14 protein-coding genes and 1 pseudogene are annotated in these 19,271 nt (G+C 63.3%); 9 read left to right on the forward strand and 6 right to left on the reverse strand.

The window, feature by feature from the left end:
* Positions 1-37: 37 nt before the first annotated feature.
* Positions 38-1,102: an OmpA family protein gene (locus NH14_RS32705; RefSeq protein ID WP_035533753.1), complete on the forward strand. Its 1,065-nt coding sequence runs from the start codon at positions 38-40 to the stop codon at positions 1,100-1,102.
* Positions 1,103-1,160: 58 nt separating this feature from the next.
* Here NH14_RS32705 and NH14_RS32710 read toward each other — a convergent pair whose 3' ends face one another.
* The 5 genes from NH14_RS32710 to mhpT all read right to left on the reverse strand — a co-directional run bounded on the left by NH14_RS32710 (position 1,161) and on the right by mhpT (position 9,772).
* Entirely contained in the window at positions 1,161-3,587 is a 2,427-nt protein-coding gene (locus NH14_RS32710) for a DNA polymerase II (RefSeq protein ID WP_035533754.1), read from the reverse strand.
* A gap of 132 nt (positions 3,588-3,719) precedes the next feature.
* Positions 3,720-5,384, reverse strand: a complete 1,665-nt coding sequence (locus NH14_RS32715) for an alkaline phosphatase family protein (protein ID WP_035533755.1) — start codon at positions 5,382-5,384, stop codon at positions 3,720-3,722.
* Positions 5,385-5,559: 175 nt separating this feature from the next.
* On the reverse strand, positions 5,560-7,299 hold the full coding sequence (locus NH14_RS32720) for a tannase/feruloyl esterase family alpha/beta hydrolase (RefSeq protein ID WP_035533757.1): 1,740 nt from the start codon (positions 7,297-7,299) through the stop codon (positions 5,560-5,562).
* 11 nt (positions 7,300-7,310) lie between these two features.
* Complete coding sequence (locus NH14_RS32725; RefSeq protein WP_052148532.1) at positions 7,311-8,453, reverse strand: porin; 1,143 nt, start codon at positions 8,451-8,453, stop codon at positions 7,311-7,313.
* Positions 8,454-8,527: 74 nt separating this feature from the next.
* A complete protein-coding gene (gene mhpT, locus NH14_RS32730; protein ID WP_152617314.1) occupies positions 8,528-9,772 on the reverse strand; it encodes a 3-(3-hydroxy-phenyl)propionate transporter MhpT in 1,245 nt (414 codons plus the stop codon).
* A gap of 268 nt (positions 9,773-10,040) precedes the next feature.
* Between mhpT and NH14_RS32735 the strand changes: the two genes are divergently transcribed.
* Positions 10,041-10,535 carry a MarR family winged helix-turn-helix transcriptional regulator gene (locus tag NH14_RS32735; RefSeq protein WP_035533761.1) on the forward strand — a complete coding sequence of 165 codons (495 nt, stop codon included), beginning with the start codon at positions 10,041-10,043 and terminating at the stop codon, positions 10,533-10,535.
* 6 nt (positions 10,536-10,541) lie between these two features.
* On the opposite strand, the gene NH14_RS32740 is transcribed toward NH14_RS32735, so the two are convergent.
* Complete coding sequence (locus NH14_RS32740) at positions 10,542-11,426, reverse strand: amidohydrolase family protein (protein WP_035533763.1); 885 nt, start codon at positions 11,424-11,426, stop codon at positions 10,542-10,544.
* A gap of 156 nt (positions 11,427-11,582) precedes the next feature.
* Between NH14_RS32740 and NH14_RS32745 the strand changes: the two genes are divergently transcribed.
* From NH14_RS32745 to NH14_RS32770, 7 genes and pseudogenes are all read left to right on the forward strand, one after another.
* Positions 11,583-12,410, forward strand: a complete 828-nt coding sequence (locus NH14_RS32745) for a p-hydroxycinnamoyl CoA hydratase/lyase (RefSeq protein WP_035533765.1) — start codon at positions 11,583-11,585, stop codon at positions 12,408-12,410.
* A 34-nt stretch (positions 12,411-12,444) separates the two neighbouring features.
* Positions 12,445-13,896 (forward strand): aldehyde dehydrogenase, encoded by a 1,452-nt coding sequence (locus NH14_RS32750; protein WP_035533766.1) that lies wholly within the window; start codon positions 12,445-12,447, stop codon positions 13,894-13,896.
* A gap of 24 nt (positions 13,897-13,920) precedes the next feature.
* Complete coding sequence (locus tag NH14_RS32755; protein ID WP_176329319.1) at positions 13,921-15,819, forward strand: feruloyl-CoA synthase; 1,899 nt, start codon at positions 13,921-13,923, stop codon at positions 15,817-15,819.
* A gap of 524 nt (positions 15,820-16,343) precedes the next feature.
* A pseudogene (locus tag NH14_RS33970) lies at positions 16,344-16,562 on the forward strand (c-type cytochrome); the annotation flags it as partial.
* Positions 16,551-17,801: a c-type cytochrome gene (locus NH14_RS32760; RefSeq protein WP_276511633.1), complete on the forward strand. Its 1,251-nt coding sequence runs from the start codon at positions 16,551-16,553 to the stop codon at positions 17,799-17,801. The pseudogene NH14_RS33970 and the gene NH14_RS32760, both read left to right, overlap by 12 nt.
* A 457-nt stretch (positions 17,802-18,258) precedes the next feature.
* Positions 18,259-18,819 carry a TIGR01841 family phasin gene (phaP, locus tag NH14_RS32765; protein ID WP_202031862.1) on the forward strand — a complete coding sequence of 187 codons (561 nt, stop codon included), beginning with the start codon at positions 18,259-18,261 and terminating at the stop codon, positions 18,817-18,819.
* Positions 18,820-19,071: 252 nt separating this feature from the next.
* On the forward strand, positions 19,072-19,271 hold a 200-nt coding region (locus NH14_RS32770), incomplete at its 3' end, for a thiolase family protein (protein ID WP_456238520.1).

Here is a 19,271-nt window from a genome sequence, read left to right on the forward strand (position 1 = left end):
CGGTCAGGCCGTGCGCTCCTTTCCATGAGCATTCAACATGAAATACACAGTCATGGCGATCGTGCTGTCGGCCGCCATTGCAGGATGTGCATCGCAAGCGACGATCGATGCATTGCAGGTGCAGGACCCCACCGTGCTGGAAAATGGCCTTAAGGCGTCGCAGAGCACGGAGGCGGGCGCTGCCACGCAAGCCTGGGTCGTTGCGTATCCCGGCAGCGTGAGCGGCGCGCTGCTCAAGGACGAACAGCGGCGTTTGCAGGCGCTTGGTGCACGACAGCAGGGTTACTTTGCGGCGAAAGCGCAGTGCTGGCTCAATGCGGCGCGCGAGGAGCAGGCGCAACACAACCAATGGGGCTTTGTCGACGAAGCAGTTAAGCAGGCGGATCAACTGATCGGCGCACTGGAAGGCCAGGGGCAGGCTTCGGCCGATAATCCAAAGCTGCGCACGGTGTCGACAGTGCGCCCCGATCTGTGGCAGCAACTGCTGGCGATAAAGACGTCGCCGGACTTCCCGTCATGCCCGAAGGCCCAGGAGGTGGTCGCCTGTTCAGAAGTCGCGCTGATGCACGCGGGCCACGAAGCGTGGACGCGCCTGTTCGACGCGAGTGCGCTACGCGTCGCCGGAGTCCTGCAGAGTGCCGAGGCGTTGCCCGGCGTGCTGGCTGCCTGCCGGCCCCCGAAGCCCGCGCCCTATGTGCCGCCGAAAATCACGCTGCCTACCGACACGCTCTTCCAGTTCGATCGCGGCGATCTGGCTGGCATGCTGCCGCAAGGACGCGAGAGCCTCGCGACGCTTGCGCGCGAGATCGTTGGCGCAGGCGACGTGACGGCGATACGCGTGGAAGGCTATACCGACCGGCTCGGCAGCGAGCGCTACAACGAACGGCTTTCGCAGCAGCGCGCGGACACGGTAGCGGGATACCTGCGCGAGAACGGTGTTGCCGGCGTCGCGATGAGCGCGTTTGGCCGTGGCAAGTCGAATTCGCTCGCGCAGTGCAATGACCGCGACCGCGAAGCGCTGATCGCCTGTCTTGCGCCCGACCGGCGCGTCGAGTTGTCGATATCGCGCAAGAGCCGCACGCGCCCCGCAGAAGCGCAATAGCGCGCCTGAATGACGGCGGGCGCGCCCCCATTCGGGTGCGCTCGCCGGTGTGCCCCGGCTAGAACAAACTCGCCTGCCCCGACAGCAGCGTTTCGAATTCCTCGCGCAGAAACGGCAAAATGGCGTCGGCCACCGGCTGCAACTGCCGGCTCAAATAGAACCCGTAATCGAGCGGCGAGCTGAGCGTCTCCAGCGGCTCGGGGCCTGCGGTCGTCATCACGTAGCTGATCCACCCGCCGTTCTGATATTGCAGCGGACGGCCTTTGGCACGGTTGAATTCGTCGGCGACGCGCGCCGCACGCACATGCGGCGGCACATTGCGCTGATAGTCGCCAAGCGGGCGGCGCAGCCGCTTTCTGAATACGAGCTGCTCGTCGAACTCGCCGCTCAGCGTGCGCCGCACGTAATCGCGCACGTAATCTGCATAGGGCTCGCGCTTGAAGACGCGCCGGTACAGTTCGCGCTGGAATTGCTGCGCGAGCGGCGTCCAGTCGGTACGCACGGTCTCCAGTCCCTTGAACACCATTTCGTCGCCGCCGTCTTTCGTGCGGGCGAGACCCGCGTAGCGCTTCTTGCTGCCTTCTTCCGCGCCGCGCACGGTGGGCATGAGAAAGCGCGAATAATGGCGCTCGAATTGCAGTTCCAGAGCGCTTTGGAGACCGAAGCGTTCGCGCAATTCAGCCTGCCACCACTGGTTGACATGCTCGACCAGCGCGCGGCCGGTGCGTGTCGCCTCTTCTTCCGTATGTGCGCGCCTGAGCCACACGAAGGTGGAGTCGGTGTCGCCGTAGATGACGTCGTAGCCTTGAGACTCGATCAATTCGCGCGTCTTGCGCATGATCTCATGGCCGCGCATGGTGATCGACGATGCAAGTCGCGGGTCGAAAAACCGGCAGCCCGTCGAGCCAAGCACGCCGTAGAACGCGTTCATGATGATCTTCAACGCCTGCGAAAGCGGCGCATTCTTGTTGCGCTTGGCGTTCTCGCGGCCTTCCCAGACCTGGCGCACGATCTCCGGCAGGCAATGCATCGTGCGCGAGAAGCGCGCGCCGAGAAAGCCCGGCACCGACGCATCGTCGCGACGTTCGTCGTCCGCGTGGCGCAGGCCTTCGATCAGCCCCACGGGATCGATCAGAAACGTGCGGATGATCGAGGGATAAAGGCTCTTGTAATCGAGCACCAGCACCGAATCGTAGAGCCCGGGCCGCGAGTCCATTACGAAGCCGCCGGGACTGTTTTCGCCCACCACGTCGCCAAGATTCGGCGCAACGTAACCGAGCCGATGCATGCGCGGCAGATACAGGTGCGTGAACGCCGCAACCGAGCCGCCGCTGCGGTCGGCGGGCAGTCCCGTGACCGAGGCGCGTTCGAGCAGGAACGCGATCAGCTCGGTTTTCTCGAAGATGCGCGTGACAAGTTCGCAATCCTTGAGGTTATAGCGCGCGAGCGCGGGCTTGTCTTCGTCGAAGCGGCGCTGGATTTCGTCCATGCGCTGATACGGATTGTCGACGGACTTGCCTTCGCCCAGCAGTGATTGCGCGACGAACTCGAGGCTGAACGATGTAAAGCTCCAGGTGGCCGAGCGCAGCGCCTCGATGCCGTCGATGATGAGCCGGCCCGCCGCGCCGGCAAAGTAATGGTTCTGGTTGATGCTGTGCTCTCGCCATTCCATCACGGCGCCGCCGCGTCCGAGGCGCAGCGGCACGCCACATTGCTGCGAATGCGCGTGCAGCACGCGCAAATCGAACTGCACGAGATTCCAGCCGATGATCGCGTCGGGATCGTGCCGCGCCATCCACTCGTTCAGGCGCACGAGCATCTGCGTGCGGCTCTCGCAGTACTCGAAGTCGAAATCGAGCCCGCTCGCGTCGCCGTTTGCGGGGGCGAGCATGAAGACCTGGCGCTGGCCGCATCCTTCGAGCGCGATCGAATACAGCTCGCCCTGCGCGCTCGTTTCGATGTCGAGCGAGACGAGCCTGAGCGCCGGGCGATAGCCGGTGGCCGGTTTCAGTTCGCCGTCGAGCAGCAGGCCCGAGGCGTCGGGCGTGCCGCGAAACTGCACGGGCGCGGTGATGAAGCGCTCCATCATGTAGCGCTCGGGCGGCTGGATATCGGCTTCGTAGATGTCGACGCCCAATTTCGTGAGGCGCTTCGCCGTGCCGGTCAGCTGGCGGTATTGCGGCGCATAGAGGCCGAGCACGGGCCGCTGCCGGAAGTCCTTGAGATCGAGCGGGCGCAGCTCGGCGCCCTTGTTGCCGCCTTTATGGCCGCTTTTATTGCCGCTTTTATTGCTTTCGAGCGCGCCGAGCGCCACCTCGCGTTGCGCGGCCGGCACGAACGCGACCGACGTTTGCGGGCGCAGGCGCAGTTGCCGTGGGCCAGCGGGCGTCGCGAGCCAGAAGTCGACTTCGGTATGGTGCGGCGTGTCGCGCCAATGTCGCGTCAGAATGAAGCCCGGCTCGAAGCCGGGTTGAAGCTCGGTCACTATGCGTACCCGCAGGCCTGTGGTGTCTGCGGGAATTGTAACGCCACCGGGCGGCGCGACTGGAGGCGGGCCGTCGCTTCGTGAAAAGCGCCGGCCCCGGGTGCTTCAGGTATGACGCGCTACTCGTCCGAACTACTCGTCCGAACCGTGGCCGAGGCCCAGGCCCGGCAGCGAGTGCGTGCCTTCGACGGCAACGGCGTGCAGCAGTTGCGGATCGAGATCGAGCGCGCGCAGGATCGTCGGCGCAACCTGCGTGGTCTGCACACGCGCCTGGATCTGGCGGCCGCCGCCATGCAGGCCCGCATACGACACGACGAGGCCGAGGTGGCTATCGTCCGGCGCATTGCCGCCGTGCTCCTCGTCCTTCTTTTTGCTCGACGTATAGATCACGCCCGGGTTCGGCTGCACGACGATATCGGGCGTGCGGCCGAGCGACGGATCGCCGAAGCGCGCGGCCAGTTCAGAGCCGCTGAGAATGTACGCTTGCGGGCCGTCCGCGCAGATGCCGGGCGCGTTGCACGAGAGGTTCTGCTTGAGCGTGGCGAGCGCGGCATCGCGCTGCGATTGATCGCGCAGCCAGATGAGGCCCACGTCGTCGGTCTGCACGAAGCCCGTGCCGACAAGGCCCGTGCCGTCGTTCAGGTTGCCGCTCTTCGTGTTGTTCTGGCCGAAGTTGCCGTTGGGATCGAGATAGTTGCTCGTCTCGAGCAGTTGCGTGAGCGTGTCGCCGTTCTTCACGAGCTTCGTGTGATCGGCGGGTGACTGGCCGTGCTTGGCCGTGACGACGATGAGCGTCGACGCGTAGAGGTTCTGCTGCTTGAGCGCGGCGACAATGCGGCCAAGCGAATTGTCGAGATATGTGATCGCGCCCGACACGTTCGGCCCCGGCGTGAAGCTGGCGTCGAGATAGCCGCCTCCTTTGGCCACCGTGGACTTTTGCGCCACGCTCAGGGTCTGGAAGTTGGTGCCGAACAGCGTGGGCACGGGCTCGTTGCGCGTGCCCGTGGAGTCCTTGCCGTTGATCTGGTTGATGAGCGCCTGCACGTGGTAATCGTCGAACTTCTCGGTGTGCGTGTACACATCGGTGTAGTCGGTCTGCGTGGCCGGGTCGATCGAGTTGATCTCGGTGCGCGCGAGGTCGTCCACGCCGCGCCCCGACGGGCCGTTCAGCCAGTCGTAGCCCCAGGCGTGCTTGTCGGCCCACGCGGTGTGCGAGCCGGGCAAGTTCTGCTTCACGACTTCGAAGATCGTGTTGGTCTTCACGTAGTCATGCGGATACACGGGCACGCACTTGGCGCCCTTGCGCGCGCGCGGAATGGCTTGCGGATTGAAATCGCCGCCGCCGTCGAGGTGCACGAGCGCGCCGCCGTTTTGCGCGTCGATGCCGGTGGTTTCGTCGAACACGACGTTCCAGCCCTGCTGGCCCACGCAGCCCGTGTCGTTGGGCGCGTAAAGCGTGCGGTCATACGAAACGTCATAGAAGAGGCCGGCGGTCTTGGGCGAGCCGCCCGTCACGAGCGCGGCGAGACCCGGAAACGAGTCGGACAGCCCGGGCGTATAGGCGTTCGTATACGTGACGCCCGACTTGGCGAGCAGCGCGAGATTCGGGCAAGTGTTGCCGCCCACGCAGCGCGCGACGTCCTGCTCGTGCAAACCGTCGAAGCTGATGAGCAGGACGTGCTTGATGCCGCTCGCCCCGCTCGCCTGCGTCGACGGTGATGCGAGTGCGCTACCCACGGCGAGCGCCATCGCGCTGAGCGCCACCAGACCTGCCGACCATCTCCTTGCCGCTTTCATCGTTCACCTCGTTGTTCATGTTTGTGGGGAGAATCACGCGAAACAGAAGTGGCAATGTGCCGGGCATATGCGTCGAGGCGATGAACAACAACTTTCAATTACATTCTGTTACATGCGCCTCGTGGCACGGGAATGGTGCGTGGGTGGATGCGAGCGCAACGGCTGCTGGCGTGCGCTAGCTGCAGGTGAAGTTGCTCGCCGAATTCACATCCCCATTTGTATAGCGCGCGACCTTCGGATACGGGCACAGCGGGCGCGTACGGCCTGTCCCCCAATCGGCAGGAACCTCGCCGTTCGGCAACGCGCTGGATGCATCCCGCGCCGTGGCAATCACCCTGTCCGGCGCTTGACCGTGCTCGACCCACGCGACCATCGGCGTCAGCATGTCGAACTGATCGGCCGCCGGCCCGCCGCTGCAGTGATTCATACCCGCCACCGTATAAAAGCGAGCGAAATTGCTTGCATCTCCGCCATTCGCTTTGGACAAGCGCTGATACCAGTCTGTCGTATCGTCCGACGAAAACACCGGGTCGCTCGTTCCGTGATAGACGATCAGCTTCGCGCCGCGATTCTTCAGCTTGCTCAGGTCGGTCTCATTCGGCGGGGTCATGAATGACCATGCCGACTCCGAATAAGCACCGCTCGTCGCGAAGATCTTCGGCGCGTCGTTGTCCATGCTGAAGTTCAGCGCGTAAGCCGAGAGCTGGCTGAGTATCGACGCGCTTTGCGGCGGCGCCGTGAACACGAAGGCCGCGGCCATTGGATCAAGCGTGATCGAGGCGCTCTGCTTCCACGAAGCCCAGCCCGCGCCGTTGATGCCGACATCGTAAGGGAACGTGGCATAGAGGGAGGTGCCGGCGCTGTTGCGCGCACCCGAGAACAGATTGCCGATAGCCTGTTTTTGCGCTGTCGTCAGGCAGGTGCCGTCGCGCACGTTGCTGGTGCAGGTCGGAACGTCCGTGGCGAGATTGAAATTTGCCTGGCATGCCTTGATATCTTCGACCATGCCGTCGGCCACGCCGTCAAGCGCATCGCATTTCGCAATCACCTTCGCGGCGATGAGTTGGCGTTCGGCCTTGGTCAGTCCGCTGGTGATATCGGGAAGTCCGGCCGCGGTTTTCGCTGTGGCGATGCTCGCAAGCTGCTGCGCGCTCCACATTTCGCCGATCGCGGCTTTCGGAAGATGAAAGCCCGGGTCGCCCGCGATGATCCCGTCGTACTCTGCGTACGAACGTGCGGCAGCCACCATCGCGTGACGTCCGCCGTTCGAACAGCCCTCGAAGTAGCTGCGGTCGGGCCCCTTGCCATAGGCGGTCTTGATGACCTGCTTGGCCATCGGCGTGAGCGTCGCGACCGCGTTATAGCCGTAGTCGATGCGCGCCTGCGGATCGAGACCAAACAACGGGTTTTGCGAGGACGAATGTCCGGCGTCCGAACTGATTACGGCGAAGCCCATGTCGAGCGCGTTATCGAGCGGGCCACCGCCGCTATTAGGCCCGACAGCCTGCAAGACGCTACCATCGAGACCGCCATTGGCCTGATAGAAGAAGCGGCCATTCCAGGCGATCGGCAAGCGCATCTCAAACCCGATCGCGTAGGTCTGGTTATCGACCGTGCTTACGCGCTGGTTCATTTGCCCTTCGATCACGCAGTGCTCGGGGACCGCTTTGCCGGCTACCGTAAGCGTGCCGGCCGGCACGTCCTGCACCGACGTGAACGTCGTGTTGGCAAACGACAGTTTTGCAGCAAGCGACGCGCACGACCCTGAGAGCGACGCGGGCTGGGCGGCGGCAAGCTGGGGCAGAGCCGACGCGTCGCTGGACGACGCGCCGTTGGATGACGATCCCGAGCCGCCGCAGGCCGCGAGGATCGTGGATGCGGCGGACACGCACAATGCAATTCTGGTTCTTTTCATCATCCCTCCCATTAGAACATGTGCTTGAGACCGACCATGACACCGGTCTGACCCATGCCGGCGCCCGGCGTGGTTCCGCCGCCACCGCCGCTGACCGAATAGCGCGCTTTCTCGCTGTTCGCGAGATAAGCCGCCTGCGCATAAACCGAGGAACGTTTGCTGAGGAAGTAGGTGGTGCGCAGTGTGCCCATAGTGGCGCGCGTATCGTGGTCGCTGTTGATGATGCGGAACACTTCGCCATCGACGATAAACGCGGGCGTAACCGTGTACGAGGCGCCCACGAAGAAGAGATCCGAGCGGACATTGGACGTCGCCGGCGAATCCGTGACCACGCGGCGACCCATCCAGCCCGCGCCGATCTTCGCGCCCGAGTACTGTGCATAGGCGCTGACCAGCGTGCGCGCGTCCTTGTCGGCGGCGTTGATGAGCGGCGTTGGCGCCACGCCGTCGAAGAAGTTGGCGGCTGCCGTTGCGCCGCCGCGCTGTTCCTCATAAGAGGCAGCAGCGCCGAAGTATTGCGAGTCGTACTTGAGCATCACGGACCAGTCGCGGCATTCGGTGCCGTGGCCCGGGACCGAACCTGCGCAGGTGCCCTGGCCGGGCGAGTTGCCGGTGCCCGCTGCGTCCCGTCCGAACGAGTAGCCGGCGCCGAGCGTGAAGCCCTGGTACGCGCCAAGATATGTGACCGAATTGTCGGTGCGGGCGTTGGGCACGTAGGCGTCGAACGAGCCCATTCCGTAGATGTCGGGGCCGACGATATCCGCGCCCTGAATCGCGAGATAGGTCATGGTGTACTGGCGGCCGAACGCGAGGGTTCCATACGGGCTCTTCACGCCCACGAACGCCTGCCGCCCGAACAGGCGCCCGCCCTGGCCGGAACTGCCATCACGCAGATTAAACCCGCTTTCGAGCGTGAATACCGCGCTATAGCCACCGCCCAAATCTTCATTGCCGCGCAGCCCCCAACGCGAAGGCAATTCGCCGGTCACCGCCGGCATGCGAAAAACGCTGTCGCCTTTGGCGTTGGCGTGCGAAACGTATTCGACACCTGTATCGACGATGCCGTACAGCGTAACGCTCGATTGCGCGACGGCTCCAGTGCTGAGCGCGCAAAGTGCGATGCACGCGAGGGCATGAATCGGCTTCAATTGCATGGTGTTGTCTCCGAACCTGTTGCGTATGTTTTATTGAATTTGAATGGCGGGTATGAAGCTTTCGGCGGACCGGTTCAGTCCGTGGCGCGCGGCCGGCGCAGCAACATCAGCGCGGCCACGGCGGCGACGAGCGTGACGGGAATGCTCGCGCCGATCACGGTGGAGGCGCTGCGCCCCATGGCCAGCAATTGGCCGGCGGCGAGCGGCCCGACCACCGAACCAAGACGGCCGACCGCCACAGCGGCGCCTACGCCGGTGCCGCGCATCGGCGTGGGATAGAACGCGGCGGACAGGGCGTAGAGCACCGATTGCCCGCCAACGACGAACATGCCCGCGCAGAACGCGGACACCACGAGCGCCCCGAGGCCCGGCGCAGCCGACAAGCCCGCAAGCGACGCGATGATGCCGATATACATGCCGGACACGACGAGTCCGCCGCGCATGCGGTCCATCAGCATGCCAATGACGAGCGCCCCGATGCCGCCGCCGATATTGAAGAAAATCTGCACGAGGCCGATGTCGCCACGGCCAAGACCGCGCGCGGCCATGAGCGACGGTAACCAGTTGAGCAGGAAATAGAGGACGATGAGTGTGCAGAAGTAGCTGATCCAGATCTGCAGTGTGGAGAGCGTACGATTCGCACCGAAAAGAACCGTGCCAACGGGAGCAGGAACGGCCGGCGCACCGGATGGCGCCTGGCGGAATGTTTTGGATTCCGGAAGAAATGCCATTAACAGCGGTACGAGGACCAGCGGTCCGACGCCGCCCACATAGAAGATGTGGCGCCATTCGGTGTCGCCGGCGCTGAATATGCCGATAAGCGAAGCGATTAAGCCGCCGAACGGAATGCCGCAATACATCACGCTCACCGCCGTGTTGCGCGCCTTTGGCGAAACGGCTTCGGAGGACAGCGCGATCAGGTTCGGCAGTGCGCCGCCGAGCCCCACGCCTGTCAACGCACGTACCAGCACCAGCGCGCCAAAGCTGCTGACGAGCGCGGTGGCAAGGGAAAGCACGGCAAAGATGATCGCCGAGAGAATCAACACGCGCTTGCGCCCGATGCGGTCGGCGAACCGCCCGCCGAACAGCGCGCCGGGCAGAAGGCCGAAGGTGCCTGCGCTGAATGCGAGGCCCATCTGCGATACCGAAAGGCCGAACTCGCGCGCCATGCGCGGCGCGGCGACGCCGACCGACTGCAGGTCTAGCCCCTCAAGCAGGGCAACCGCGAAACAAAGGACTAAGGTCGTGGCGATATCGCTACCCGCGATGGATCGCATGGCTGTGTCGTCTCCGGATAATGCCGTTCTGGTCGATCTCATGTCTGTCGCCTGATGGTGATTTTGATTTTGGAAGTCACGGTGCGCATCGCCGTTAATATCAGGTAACCTTATATAAACGGCAAAATAAGGCGCGTCCTGTGGAACGCGCCGGCATGGTGTGACAAGCCGTATTTGATATCAGGCATCCTGATGTTGCAAGCCGATTGTATTCGGTGAATACCCCAGGCGATGGCGTCTTTTTCGTGTCTTGAACGCTACGCCGTTGCGGTAACATTGCGCATCCCATCGAGACTGCTCAACCGACACAATGAACGGCAAGGCTTCCACCACCACGACGACATCGGCCGGCACGGCCCGCGCTTCCGGCAAGGGGCGCAAGGCCGCGATGCCTCGGCTCACCTACCTGATCGCCAACCTCGACAGGATCCTGCGCCGCGAACTCACAGCCGCGCTTGCGCCGCTCGGGCTTACGCTTTCGCAGTTCACGGCGCTATCGGTTCTGGAGGCGCGCGGCGAGGCATCGAACGCGCAACTCGCCGAGCGCTCGTTCATCACGCCTCAGTCTGCCAACGAAGTGATCAGCGTGATGGTGTCGCGCAACTGGATCGGCCGCGAGCCCGATCCCAATCACGGCCGCATTGTCGTGCTGCGGCTCACCGACGAAGGGCGCGATGTGCTGCGTCAGGGCATGAAGGCGGTGCAGGTCGTGGAAGACCGGATGCTGGGCGACGTGGACGCCCAAGGCGCCAATGCCGCGCGCGTGAGCCTCGAACGCTTCGTGAGCAACCTGCGCCAGAGTTGAACGCGCTCATTCCATGCCTTGCAGTCCAAGCAGGCGCATGGCGTTGTCCTTGAGCACGAGCGGACGCACTTCCGGCTTGATGTCCAGCGTGGCGAAATCCTCCAGCCAACGATCGGGCCGGATCAGCGGAAAGTCGGAAGCGAACAGCACCTTGTGGCGCAGCAGCGTGTTCGTATACTTCACGAGCTCCGGCGAGAAGTATTTCGGCGACCAACCCGACAAGTCGATATACACATTGGGCTTATGTAGCGCGATGGAGAGCGCCTGCTCCTGCCACGGCCACGAAGGATGCGCGATCACGATTTTCATGTCGGGAAAATCGGCGGCGACATCGTCGAGATAGATCGGCTCCGAATACTTCAGGCGCAGGCCGCCGCCGCCGCGCATTCCCGAACCCATGCCCGAATGGCCGCTGTGAAATACCGCCGGCAGGCCATATTCGGCAATCACCTCGTATAGCGGATACGCGAGCCGGTCGTTCGCGAAAAAGCCTTGCATGGTGGGATGAAACTTGAAGCCGCGCACGCCGTGCTCCTCGATCAGCCGCCGTGCCTCGCGCGCGCCGAACTTGCCTTTGTGCGGGTCGATGCTCGCGAAGGCAATCATGATGTCGGCATTGTTCTGCGCAAACTCCGCCACTTCCTCGTTCGAAATGCGCCGCCTGCCGACGTTCGCCTCGCAATCCACCGTGAACATCACGAAGCCGATGTTGCGCTCACGATAGTGCTCGATCGTTTCCGGGATCGTGGGCCGACGTCCCTGCTTGAGCACGGTGCCGAAGTACTTGTCGGCGGCATCGTCGAATTCCTTTGCAAAGAGGTCGGGTGGCTGGCAGCACGAGACTTCCGCATGCACATGTGTGTCGATGGCGACCAGGTGGTCGAGCTTCATGACTGTCTCCTCGGTTGTTCGATTGTTGGCTTGTCGCGACTGGAAGCGTGCTTAAGGGTATGTACTAACGAGCGTGCATTCTACTTTACATATCAGGTAGCCTGATAGTACATTGACCTCGAACCGCACGTGCGGAAACATTCATGGAGAAGGAAAATGAGTTACGAAGGTCGCTGGAAAACGGTCAAGGTTGCAGTGGAAGGCGGCATTGCCTGGGTGACGCTGAACCGTCCCGAGAAGCGCAACGCCATGAGCCCGACGCTCAACAGGGAAATGATCGATGTGCTCGAAACGATCGAGCTCGATGCTGAAGCGCAGGTGCTCGTGCTCACTGGCGAGGGCGACGCCTGGACCGCGGGCATGGATCTTAAGGAGTACTTCCGCGAAGTCGATTCGAGCCCCGACGTCGTGCAGGAACGCATTCGCCGCGATGCGAGCCGCTGGCAGTGGCAGCTGCTGCGCATGTATTCGAAGCCCACCATCGCCATGGTGAACGGCTGGTGCTTTGGCGGCGGTTTCTCGCCGCTGGTGGCCTGCGATCTCGCGATCGCCGCCGACGAAGCCGTGTTCGGTCTTTCGGAAATCAACTGGGGCATTCCGCCGGGCAATCTCGTGAGCAAGGCAATGGCGGATACGGTCGGCCACCGCGAAGCGCTGTACTACATCATGACGGGCGATACCTTCACGGGCCAGCAGGCCGCGAAGATGGGCCTCGTCAACAAGAGCGTGCCGCGCGCCGAATTGCGCGAGGCCACGCTGGCGTTCGCCGCGAAGCTGCTCGACAAGAACCCTGTCGTGCTGCGCAACGCCAAGCATGGTTTCAAGCGCTCGCGCGAGCTGACGTGGGAGCAGAACGAGGACTATCTCTACGCGAAGCTCGATCAGGCCAACTATCGCGACAAGGAAGGCGGCCGCGCCCAGGGCCTCAAGCAGTTCCTCGACGACAAGAGCATCAAGCCGGGCCTGCAGGCATACAAGCGCTGAGCAAACAGACCAGGCAGACAGAGGAGACGAAGACATGCACGAAACCCTGCTTTTGATCGGCGGTGCGTTGCGTCCCGCGTCGAATGGCAAGACCTTCGATCGCATCAATCCGGCCACGGGCAGCGTGGCCACGCGCGCCGCGGCCGCCACGCTGGAGGACGCCGATGCAGCGGTCGCCGCCGCGGCGCGGGCATTTCCCGCGTGGGCCGGGCTCACGCCCACGGAGCGCCGCAAGCGCCTGAGCGCCGCCGCCGAGCGGCTGGACGCGCGCGCGGCGGAGTTTATCGCCATCGGCGCGGCGGAAACGGGCGCCATGGCGAACTGGTATGGCTTCAACGTGATGCTCGCGGCCAACATGCTGCGCGAAGCAGCCGCGATGACTACGCAGATCGACGGCTCGGTGATTCCCTCGGACGTGCCCGGCAGCCTCGCGATGGCAGTGCGCCAACCGTGCGGCGTCGTGCTCGGCATGGCGCCCTGGAATGCACCGGTGATTCTCGCCACGCGGGCGCTGGCGATGCCGCTCGCGTGCGGCAATACCGTGGTCCTGAAGGCTTCGGAAGGCTGCCCCGGCGTGCACGTGCTGATCGGGCAGGCGCTGAACGATGCGGGCCTGGGCGAGGGTGTAGTCAACGTCATTACGCATGCGGCCGAAGACGCTCCCGCCATCGTCGAGCGGCTGATCGCGAATCCGGCGGTCAAGCGCGTGAACTTCACCGGCTCGACGCGCGTGGGCCGCATCGTTGCGGAGCATGCTGCGCGACATCTGAAGCCCGCGTTGCTCGAACTGGGCGGCAAGGCGCCCGTGATCGTGCTTGACGACGCTGACCTGGACGCTGCAGTGGAAGGCATCGCCTTCGGCGCATTCTTCAATCAAGGCCAGATTTGCATGTCGACGGAACGCGTGATCGTCGAGCGCAAGATTGCCGGTGCGTTCGTCGAGAAGCTCGTGGCGAAGGCGCGCACGCTCAAGGCGGGTGACCCGACGCAGCCGGGATCGGTGCTGGGAACTTTGGAGAGCGAAGCATCGGCGCGGCGCATTCGTGCGCTCGTGGAAGACGCGGGCGCGAAGGGTGCGAAGCTGCCGCTGGGTTGCGAAGTGAACGGCGCGATCATGCAGCCGGTGATCGTCGAGAACGTCACGCGCGAAATGAAGCTTTACGCCGACGAATCGTTCGGCCCGGTCGTGACGGTGCAGCGTGTGGACGGCGACGAAGAAGCGGTGAGCGTGGCGAACGACAGCGAATACGGGCTTTCGGCGGCGGTGTTCAGCCGCGACATTGCCCGCGCGATGAACGTGGCGAAGCGCATCGAGTCGGGCATTTGCCATATCAATGGACCAACGGTGCACGACGAGGCGCAGATGCCGTTCGGCGGCGTGAAGGCAAGCGGTTATGGCCGCTTTGGCAGCAAGGCGTCGATTGGCGAGTTCACGGACCTGCGCTGGATCACCGTGCAGACCGGCCCGCGTCATTACCCGATCTGAGATTTCGGGGCAACGAGGAGACAGATGTTGGAATCGGACCAAGTCCATGCAGGCGGCGCGAGCGCCGTCGCGCCCGGATACAGGCGCGTCGCAATCGGTTCTGTTTCGCCGCGCATCGAGCAGCGCGGCGAATGCTGGTATATGGAAGCGCGGGAGCCGCTAGGCCGCTACCCGGAGCGCTTCACCGACCGGCTGGCCAGCGGCGCGCTTGCGCACCCCGACCGGCTGCTGGTCGTCCGGCGCGATGGCGCTGGCGCCTGGCAAGGTGTGACCTATGCGCAGATGCACGAGCATGCGCGTGCAATCGGAGAAGCGCTGCTGCAACGCGGCCTGAGCGCGAAACGACCACTCGTCATTCTTTCGGGCAACAGCATCGAGCATCTGCAGTTGGCGTTGGGCGCGATGTGGGCGGGCATTCCCTATGCTCCCGTCTCGCCTGCTTATTCGCTGATTTCGAGCGACTTCGGCAAGCTGCGCCACATACTCGACCTGCTCACGCCGGGCCTCGTATTCGCCGATGACATCGACGCCTATGCCAGCGCACTCGATGCCGTTCTGCCCGCGGGTGTCGAACGGGTGAGCGCCGCGCCTGGCTCGGCACCGGACGTCACTTCGTTTGCGGCATTTCTCGACACCGCGCCGCGCGGCATCGATGCCGCGCATGCCGGAGTAAACGGCGACACCATCGCCAAGTTTCTATTCACCTCGGGGTCGACGCGCCTGCCCAAGGCCGTGCCGACAACCAACCGCATGCTTTGCGCGAACCAGCAAATGCTGCTCGAAACGTTCCCGCAGTTCGGCATCGAACCGCCCGTGCTCGTCGACTGGCTGCCGTGGAATCACACTTTCGGCGGCAGTCATAACGTGGGCATTGCGCTCTATAACGGCGGCACGTTGTATATCGACGATGGCAAGCCGGTTGCCGGCAAATTCGACGAAACGCTACGCAATCTGCGGGACATCGCGCCGACGATTTATTTCAATGTGCCCAAGGGCTGGGAGGAATTGACCGTTGCGCTCGAAACGGATGCGGCCTTGCGCGAGCGCTTCTTCTCGCGGGTGAAGATGTATTTCTTTGGCGGCGCCGGCCTTTCAAAGGCCGCGTGGGAGCGGCTCGAACGCGTGACGCTTCAATATTGCGGCGAGCGCATCCGCATCATGGCGGGGCTCGGCATGACCGAGACGGCGCCATCGTGTCTGTTCACGACCGGCCCGTATTCGGGCGCTGGCTATATTGGCTTGCCCGCACCGGGATGCCAGACGAAGGTCGCGCCGGTGGACGGCAAGCTCGAAGTGCGGTTTCGCGGGCCGAATGTCATGCGCGGCTACTGGCGCACTGATCCAGAGCATGCGCACGACGTATTCGATGAAGAAGGCTATTATCGAACGGGTGACGCTGTGCGATTCGTGGACCCTGCGCGGCCTGAGGTGGGGCTCGCATTCGATGGCCGCATCGCGGAAGATTTCAAACTCGGTTCGGGCACGTTCGTGAGCGTGGGGCCGATGCGCGCGCGCATTGTCAGTGAAGGCGCGCCGTATGTGCAGGACGCCGTGATAACCGGCTTGAATCGCGACGATGTGGGGGCGATGATTTTTCCGCGACTGGATATGTGTCGCGGGCTTGCGGGACTCGGGAGCGAGGCGACTGCGCAAGAGGTTTTGAATGCACCGCTCGTGCGCGAGTTTTTCTCGGGATTGCTTGTGCGGTTAAACGAGTCGGCGACGGGGAGCGCAACGTTTATCGCGCGCCTGCGGCTGCTCGTGCAGCCGCCCTCGCTTGATCGTGGGGAGATTACGGATAAAGGCTCGATTAATCAGCGAGCGGTGCTTCAACATCGTGAGGAACTGGTTGAGGCGCTTTATGCGGACGATGGCGACGACACTGGAGTGATAAGGGCACGGCGCGGGGCGTTTTCGCGGTAAACGCCCAGTGGTAAACGCAGTTACTGGCCATCAGCCAGCGCGCGACCGGCACAGGCAATCCAGCCGTGTCACTGCGTCACCCGAGAGCTAGCTGCCCAGGCCGTCAAATCACGCAACGACGCGATAACTGCGGAGCAGTTGGAAACCACATCGGTCGCGCTTGCACCCACAACGGCACTGACCAGAAAGGCGGCACGCAGACCGGCGTGTCCGCCCACCCATCCCCAAAGCCGGGCTGCCGCCGGCCATTGCAAAGACCGGAAAGCGGTGCTCTCGACGCAGATTTTCATCGCTTTGGCCATGCGCGAGCCACTGAACCAATCGATTGAGGGAGAATAAGTACGGAGATAAAAACGACATCGGAAAGGGCAATGAATTTCAAAAGACTCGTGACGGCGCTCGCATTGAGCATCACGCTGCCGGTGCTGGGCGCATCGCCAGCGTATGCCCAGTCAACGCAGCAGGCAAAGCAAACTCAAAAGCAAACGCAAAGTGAGCCGGCATCCTCAGGCCGGACGATCGCCATGCAAGGCACCGCCAACGGCGTACCGGCATGTATTAGCTGCCACGGCGCGAGCGGCGAAGGCAACGCGGCGGCGGGATTCCCACGGCTCGCCGGCGTAGGCGCGGACTATTTCGAAGCGCAACTTGCAGCGTTCGCCGACGGCAGCCGCGAGAACGCCGTGATGCAACCGTTCGCGAAGAACATGTCGGCCAGCGAGCGTACCGCTGTGGCGCAGTATTTCAGCAGTCTGCCCGCGCCGAAGGGTATACGCACGCAAGATCCGTCCGATGTCGCGCCATCCGATAGCGGCGCATGGCTCGCTACGCGAGGCCGCTGGCAACAAGACCTGCCCGCCTGCGTGCAATGCCATGGGCCGGGCGGCGCGGGCGTCGGCGCCGCATTCCCGCCGCTGGCGGGACAGCCGGCGGCGTATATCGAGGCGCAGCTCAACGCCTGGAAGAACGGCAAGCGCCCGCCCGGCACGCTCGCGCTGATGCCGGCCGTCGCGAGCAAGCTGAGCGACGCCGATATGCACGCCGTCGCGCTGTACTACGCGCAACAGCCTTCGCCCGAAGCGGGCGCAGCGGCTGCGGCTTCACAGGCTTCGGAACAAGGTCCGGCACAAGCCGCTGCACAATCTGCCTCACAACCGGCCTCACCACCCCAGACGGATACCGGCGCGCACGCAACGCAATTCCATCCGCCGCCCGAAAGCGCCATGCCCGGCGGCGACTTCGGCAAATCGGTGAAGCTCGGCGAACAGGTCTTCCGCAACACCGGCCAATACGCGGGCAAGTTCGTGGGCAATTCGCTGCGCTGCGCGAACTGCCACCTGGATGCAGGCCGCAAAGCCAATTCGAGTCCGCTGTGGGCCGCCTTCGTTTCGTACCCGGCTTATCGCGCCAAGAACGGGCACGTGAACACGTTTGCGGAACGGCTGCAAGGCTGCTTCAGTTACAGCATGAACGGCAAGGCGCCGCCGTTGGGCGATCCGGTGCTGGTCGCGCTGGAAAGCTATTCGTACTGGCTGGCCACGGGCGCGCCTGTGGGCGGCAAGGTGCCTGGCAAGGGTTATCCGAAGCTGCCCGCGCCCGCACAGAAAGCGGACTACGCGCGCGGCGCCAAGGTTTATGAGCAACATTGCGCGGCGTGCCACGGCGCGGATGGACAGGGCAAGACGAGCAATGGCCATACGGTGTTCCCACCGCTATGGGGCGCGCGTTCGTTCAACTGGGGCGCGGGCATGCACGAGACGCAAAACGCCGCCGGCTTTATCAAGGCGAACATGCCGCTGGGTCTGGGCGGCACGTTGACGGACCAGGAAGCCTGGGACGTGGCGACGTTCATGGATAGTCACGAGCGGCCGCAGGATCCGCGCTTCAAGGGTTCAGTCGCGCAAACGCGCACGAAATATCATGACACGCCGAACTCGCTGTATGGCACGGTGGTGAATGGCCATTTGCTTGGCAGTCCTTGAATGTAATTTCCTTTGAATGCAGTCCTTTTAGCGATTTGGCGGCGGGTCGTTCCGGCCCGCCGGGAATAATGACCGATGCGCTGGCGCCATGTCGGCCATTTTTCCCGAACACATTGCATTTCATATTTCCGAAATCCCCGAAATCAATGTATTGCGCGACTTTATGTGCGCGCGCTATTTAGAATTCGTTTCGAACGCCACCTGTTTCAGACGAGATGCCCTGCGATGCATTCCGCGTACAAATGCAAGAAACGACCCGGAACGCATGAATTTAAGGGTTTATACCTAAGTACTTTTCCATAAAATTGTTAAATTCTCCGCTTAGAATGAAGCCTCTAATTTCGTTGCGGCGACGATGGAAGTCCTTCGAGCCGTAGCGATCGTAGTGTTTTGGGGTCGCGTTGGATGGCGGCCCGCAATTCATCCATTTAGCATCACTAATCTTGAGGCATTGCCGATGACCGAGTCCGTGACCCTTTCCGCACCCGATCGTCTCCGCGCCCATTATGAGTCTGGCGTCGCGGTATTTTTTGCTCTGGCCCGCCCCGCGTTCGAAAGCTTCGAGGCAACCGTCGCGCTCAATATGCAGACGGTTCGCACAGCCATTGCCGATAACGAGGCCGCGCTGAAGAGCGCGCTTCAATGCGGCAATCCGGTGGAGCTTTTCACGCAGCAACTGAATGCTTCGCAGCAGGCTGCTTCGAAGGCGATGTCGTATGGACGCAAGGTTTTCGATATCGCGGCCCACGCACATGCCGAATGGACCCACGTCGCGCAGGCGCAGGCCGAGCGGCAAGAACAGTGCGTCAAGGCGCTGGCCGAACGATTTTCGCAGGGCGCGCCCGCCGGTGCGGAGCCGTTCGTGGCCGCCATGAACTCGACGTTTGCCGCTTATGGCAATGCGGCCGATTCCGTGCGCACGATGACGCGCCAGGCCATCGAGGCCGCGCAGGGCAAGTTCGATAAAGTCGCCGCCGCTGCACAGCGCGCGGCGCAGACGGGACCGGCTGCGAACTGATCGCTACGGCGCCCATCCTTCACGGCGCGGCGCGGCCGCAAATCAATACGGCTGCGCCGCGCCATCCGCTCACTTCCACGTTGTTAATTCATACCAATACGTCGCGCATATTTAATGCGCGCATCTCTGATTTGTCATCTTCGTGTGACAGGACGCAGCTACTCTCCTTAAAGAGTAGCTGCAGCGCTGCTTCGTTTGCTGTTGCGCCGCATAACGCAGGCACCATGAGTATTTTTAACGCAGGAGTGGAAATTGACTGACATTGTGATCGTTTCGGCCGCGCGCACCGCGGTGGGCAAATTCGGCGGTTCGCTGGCAAAGATTGCCGCGCCCGATCTGGGCGCGCTGGTCATCAAGGCAGCGCTGGAGCGCGCGGGCGTGAAGCCCGAGCAGGTAAGCGACGTGATCATGGGTCAGGTGCTGACCGCGGGTTCGGGCCAGAACGTTGCGCG

This window comes from Paraburkholderia sacchari, assembly GCF_000785435.2.
Classification (GTDB): domain Bacteria; phylum Pseudomonadota; class Gammaproteobacteria; order Burkholderiales; family Burkholderiaceae; genus Paraburkholderia; species Paraburkholderia sacchari.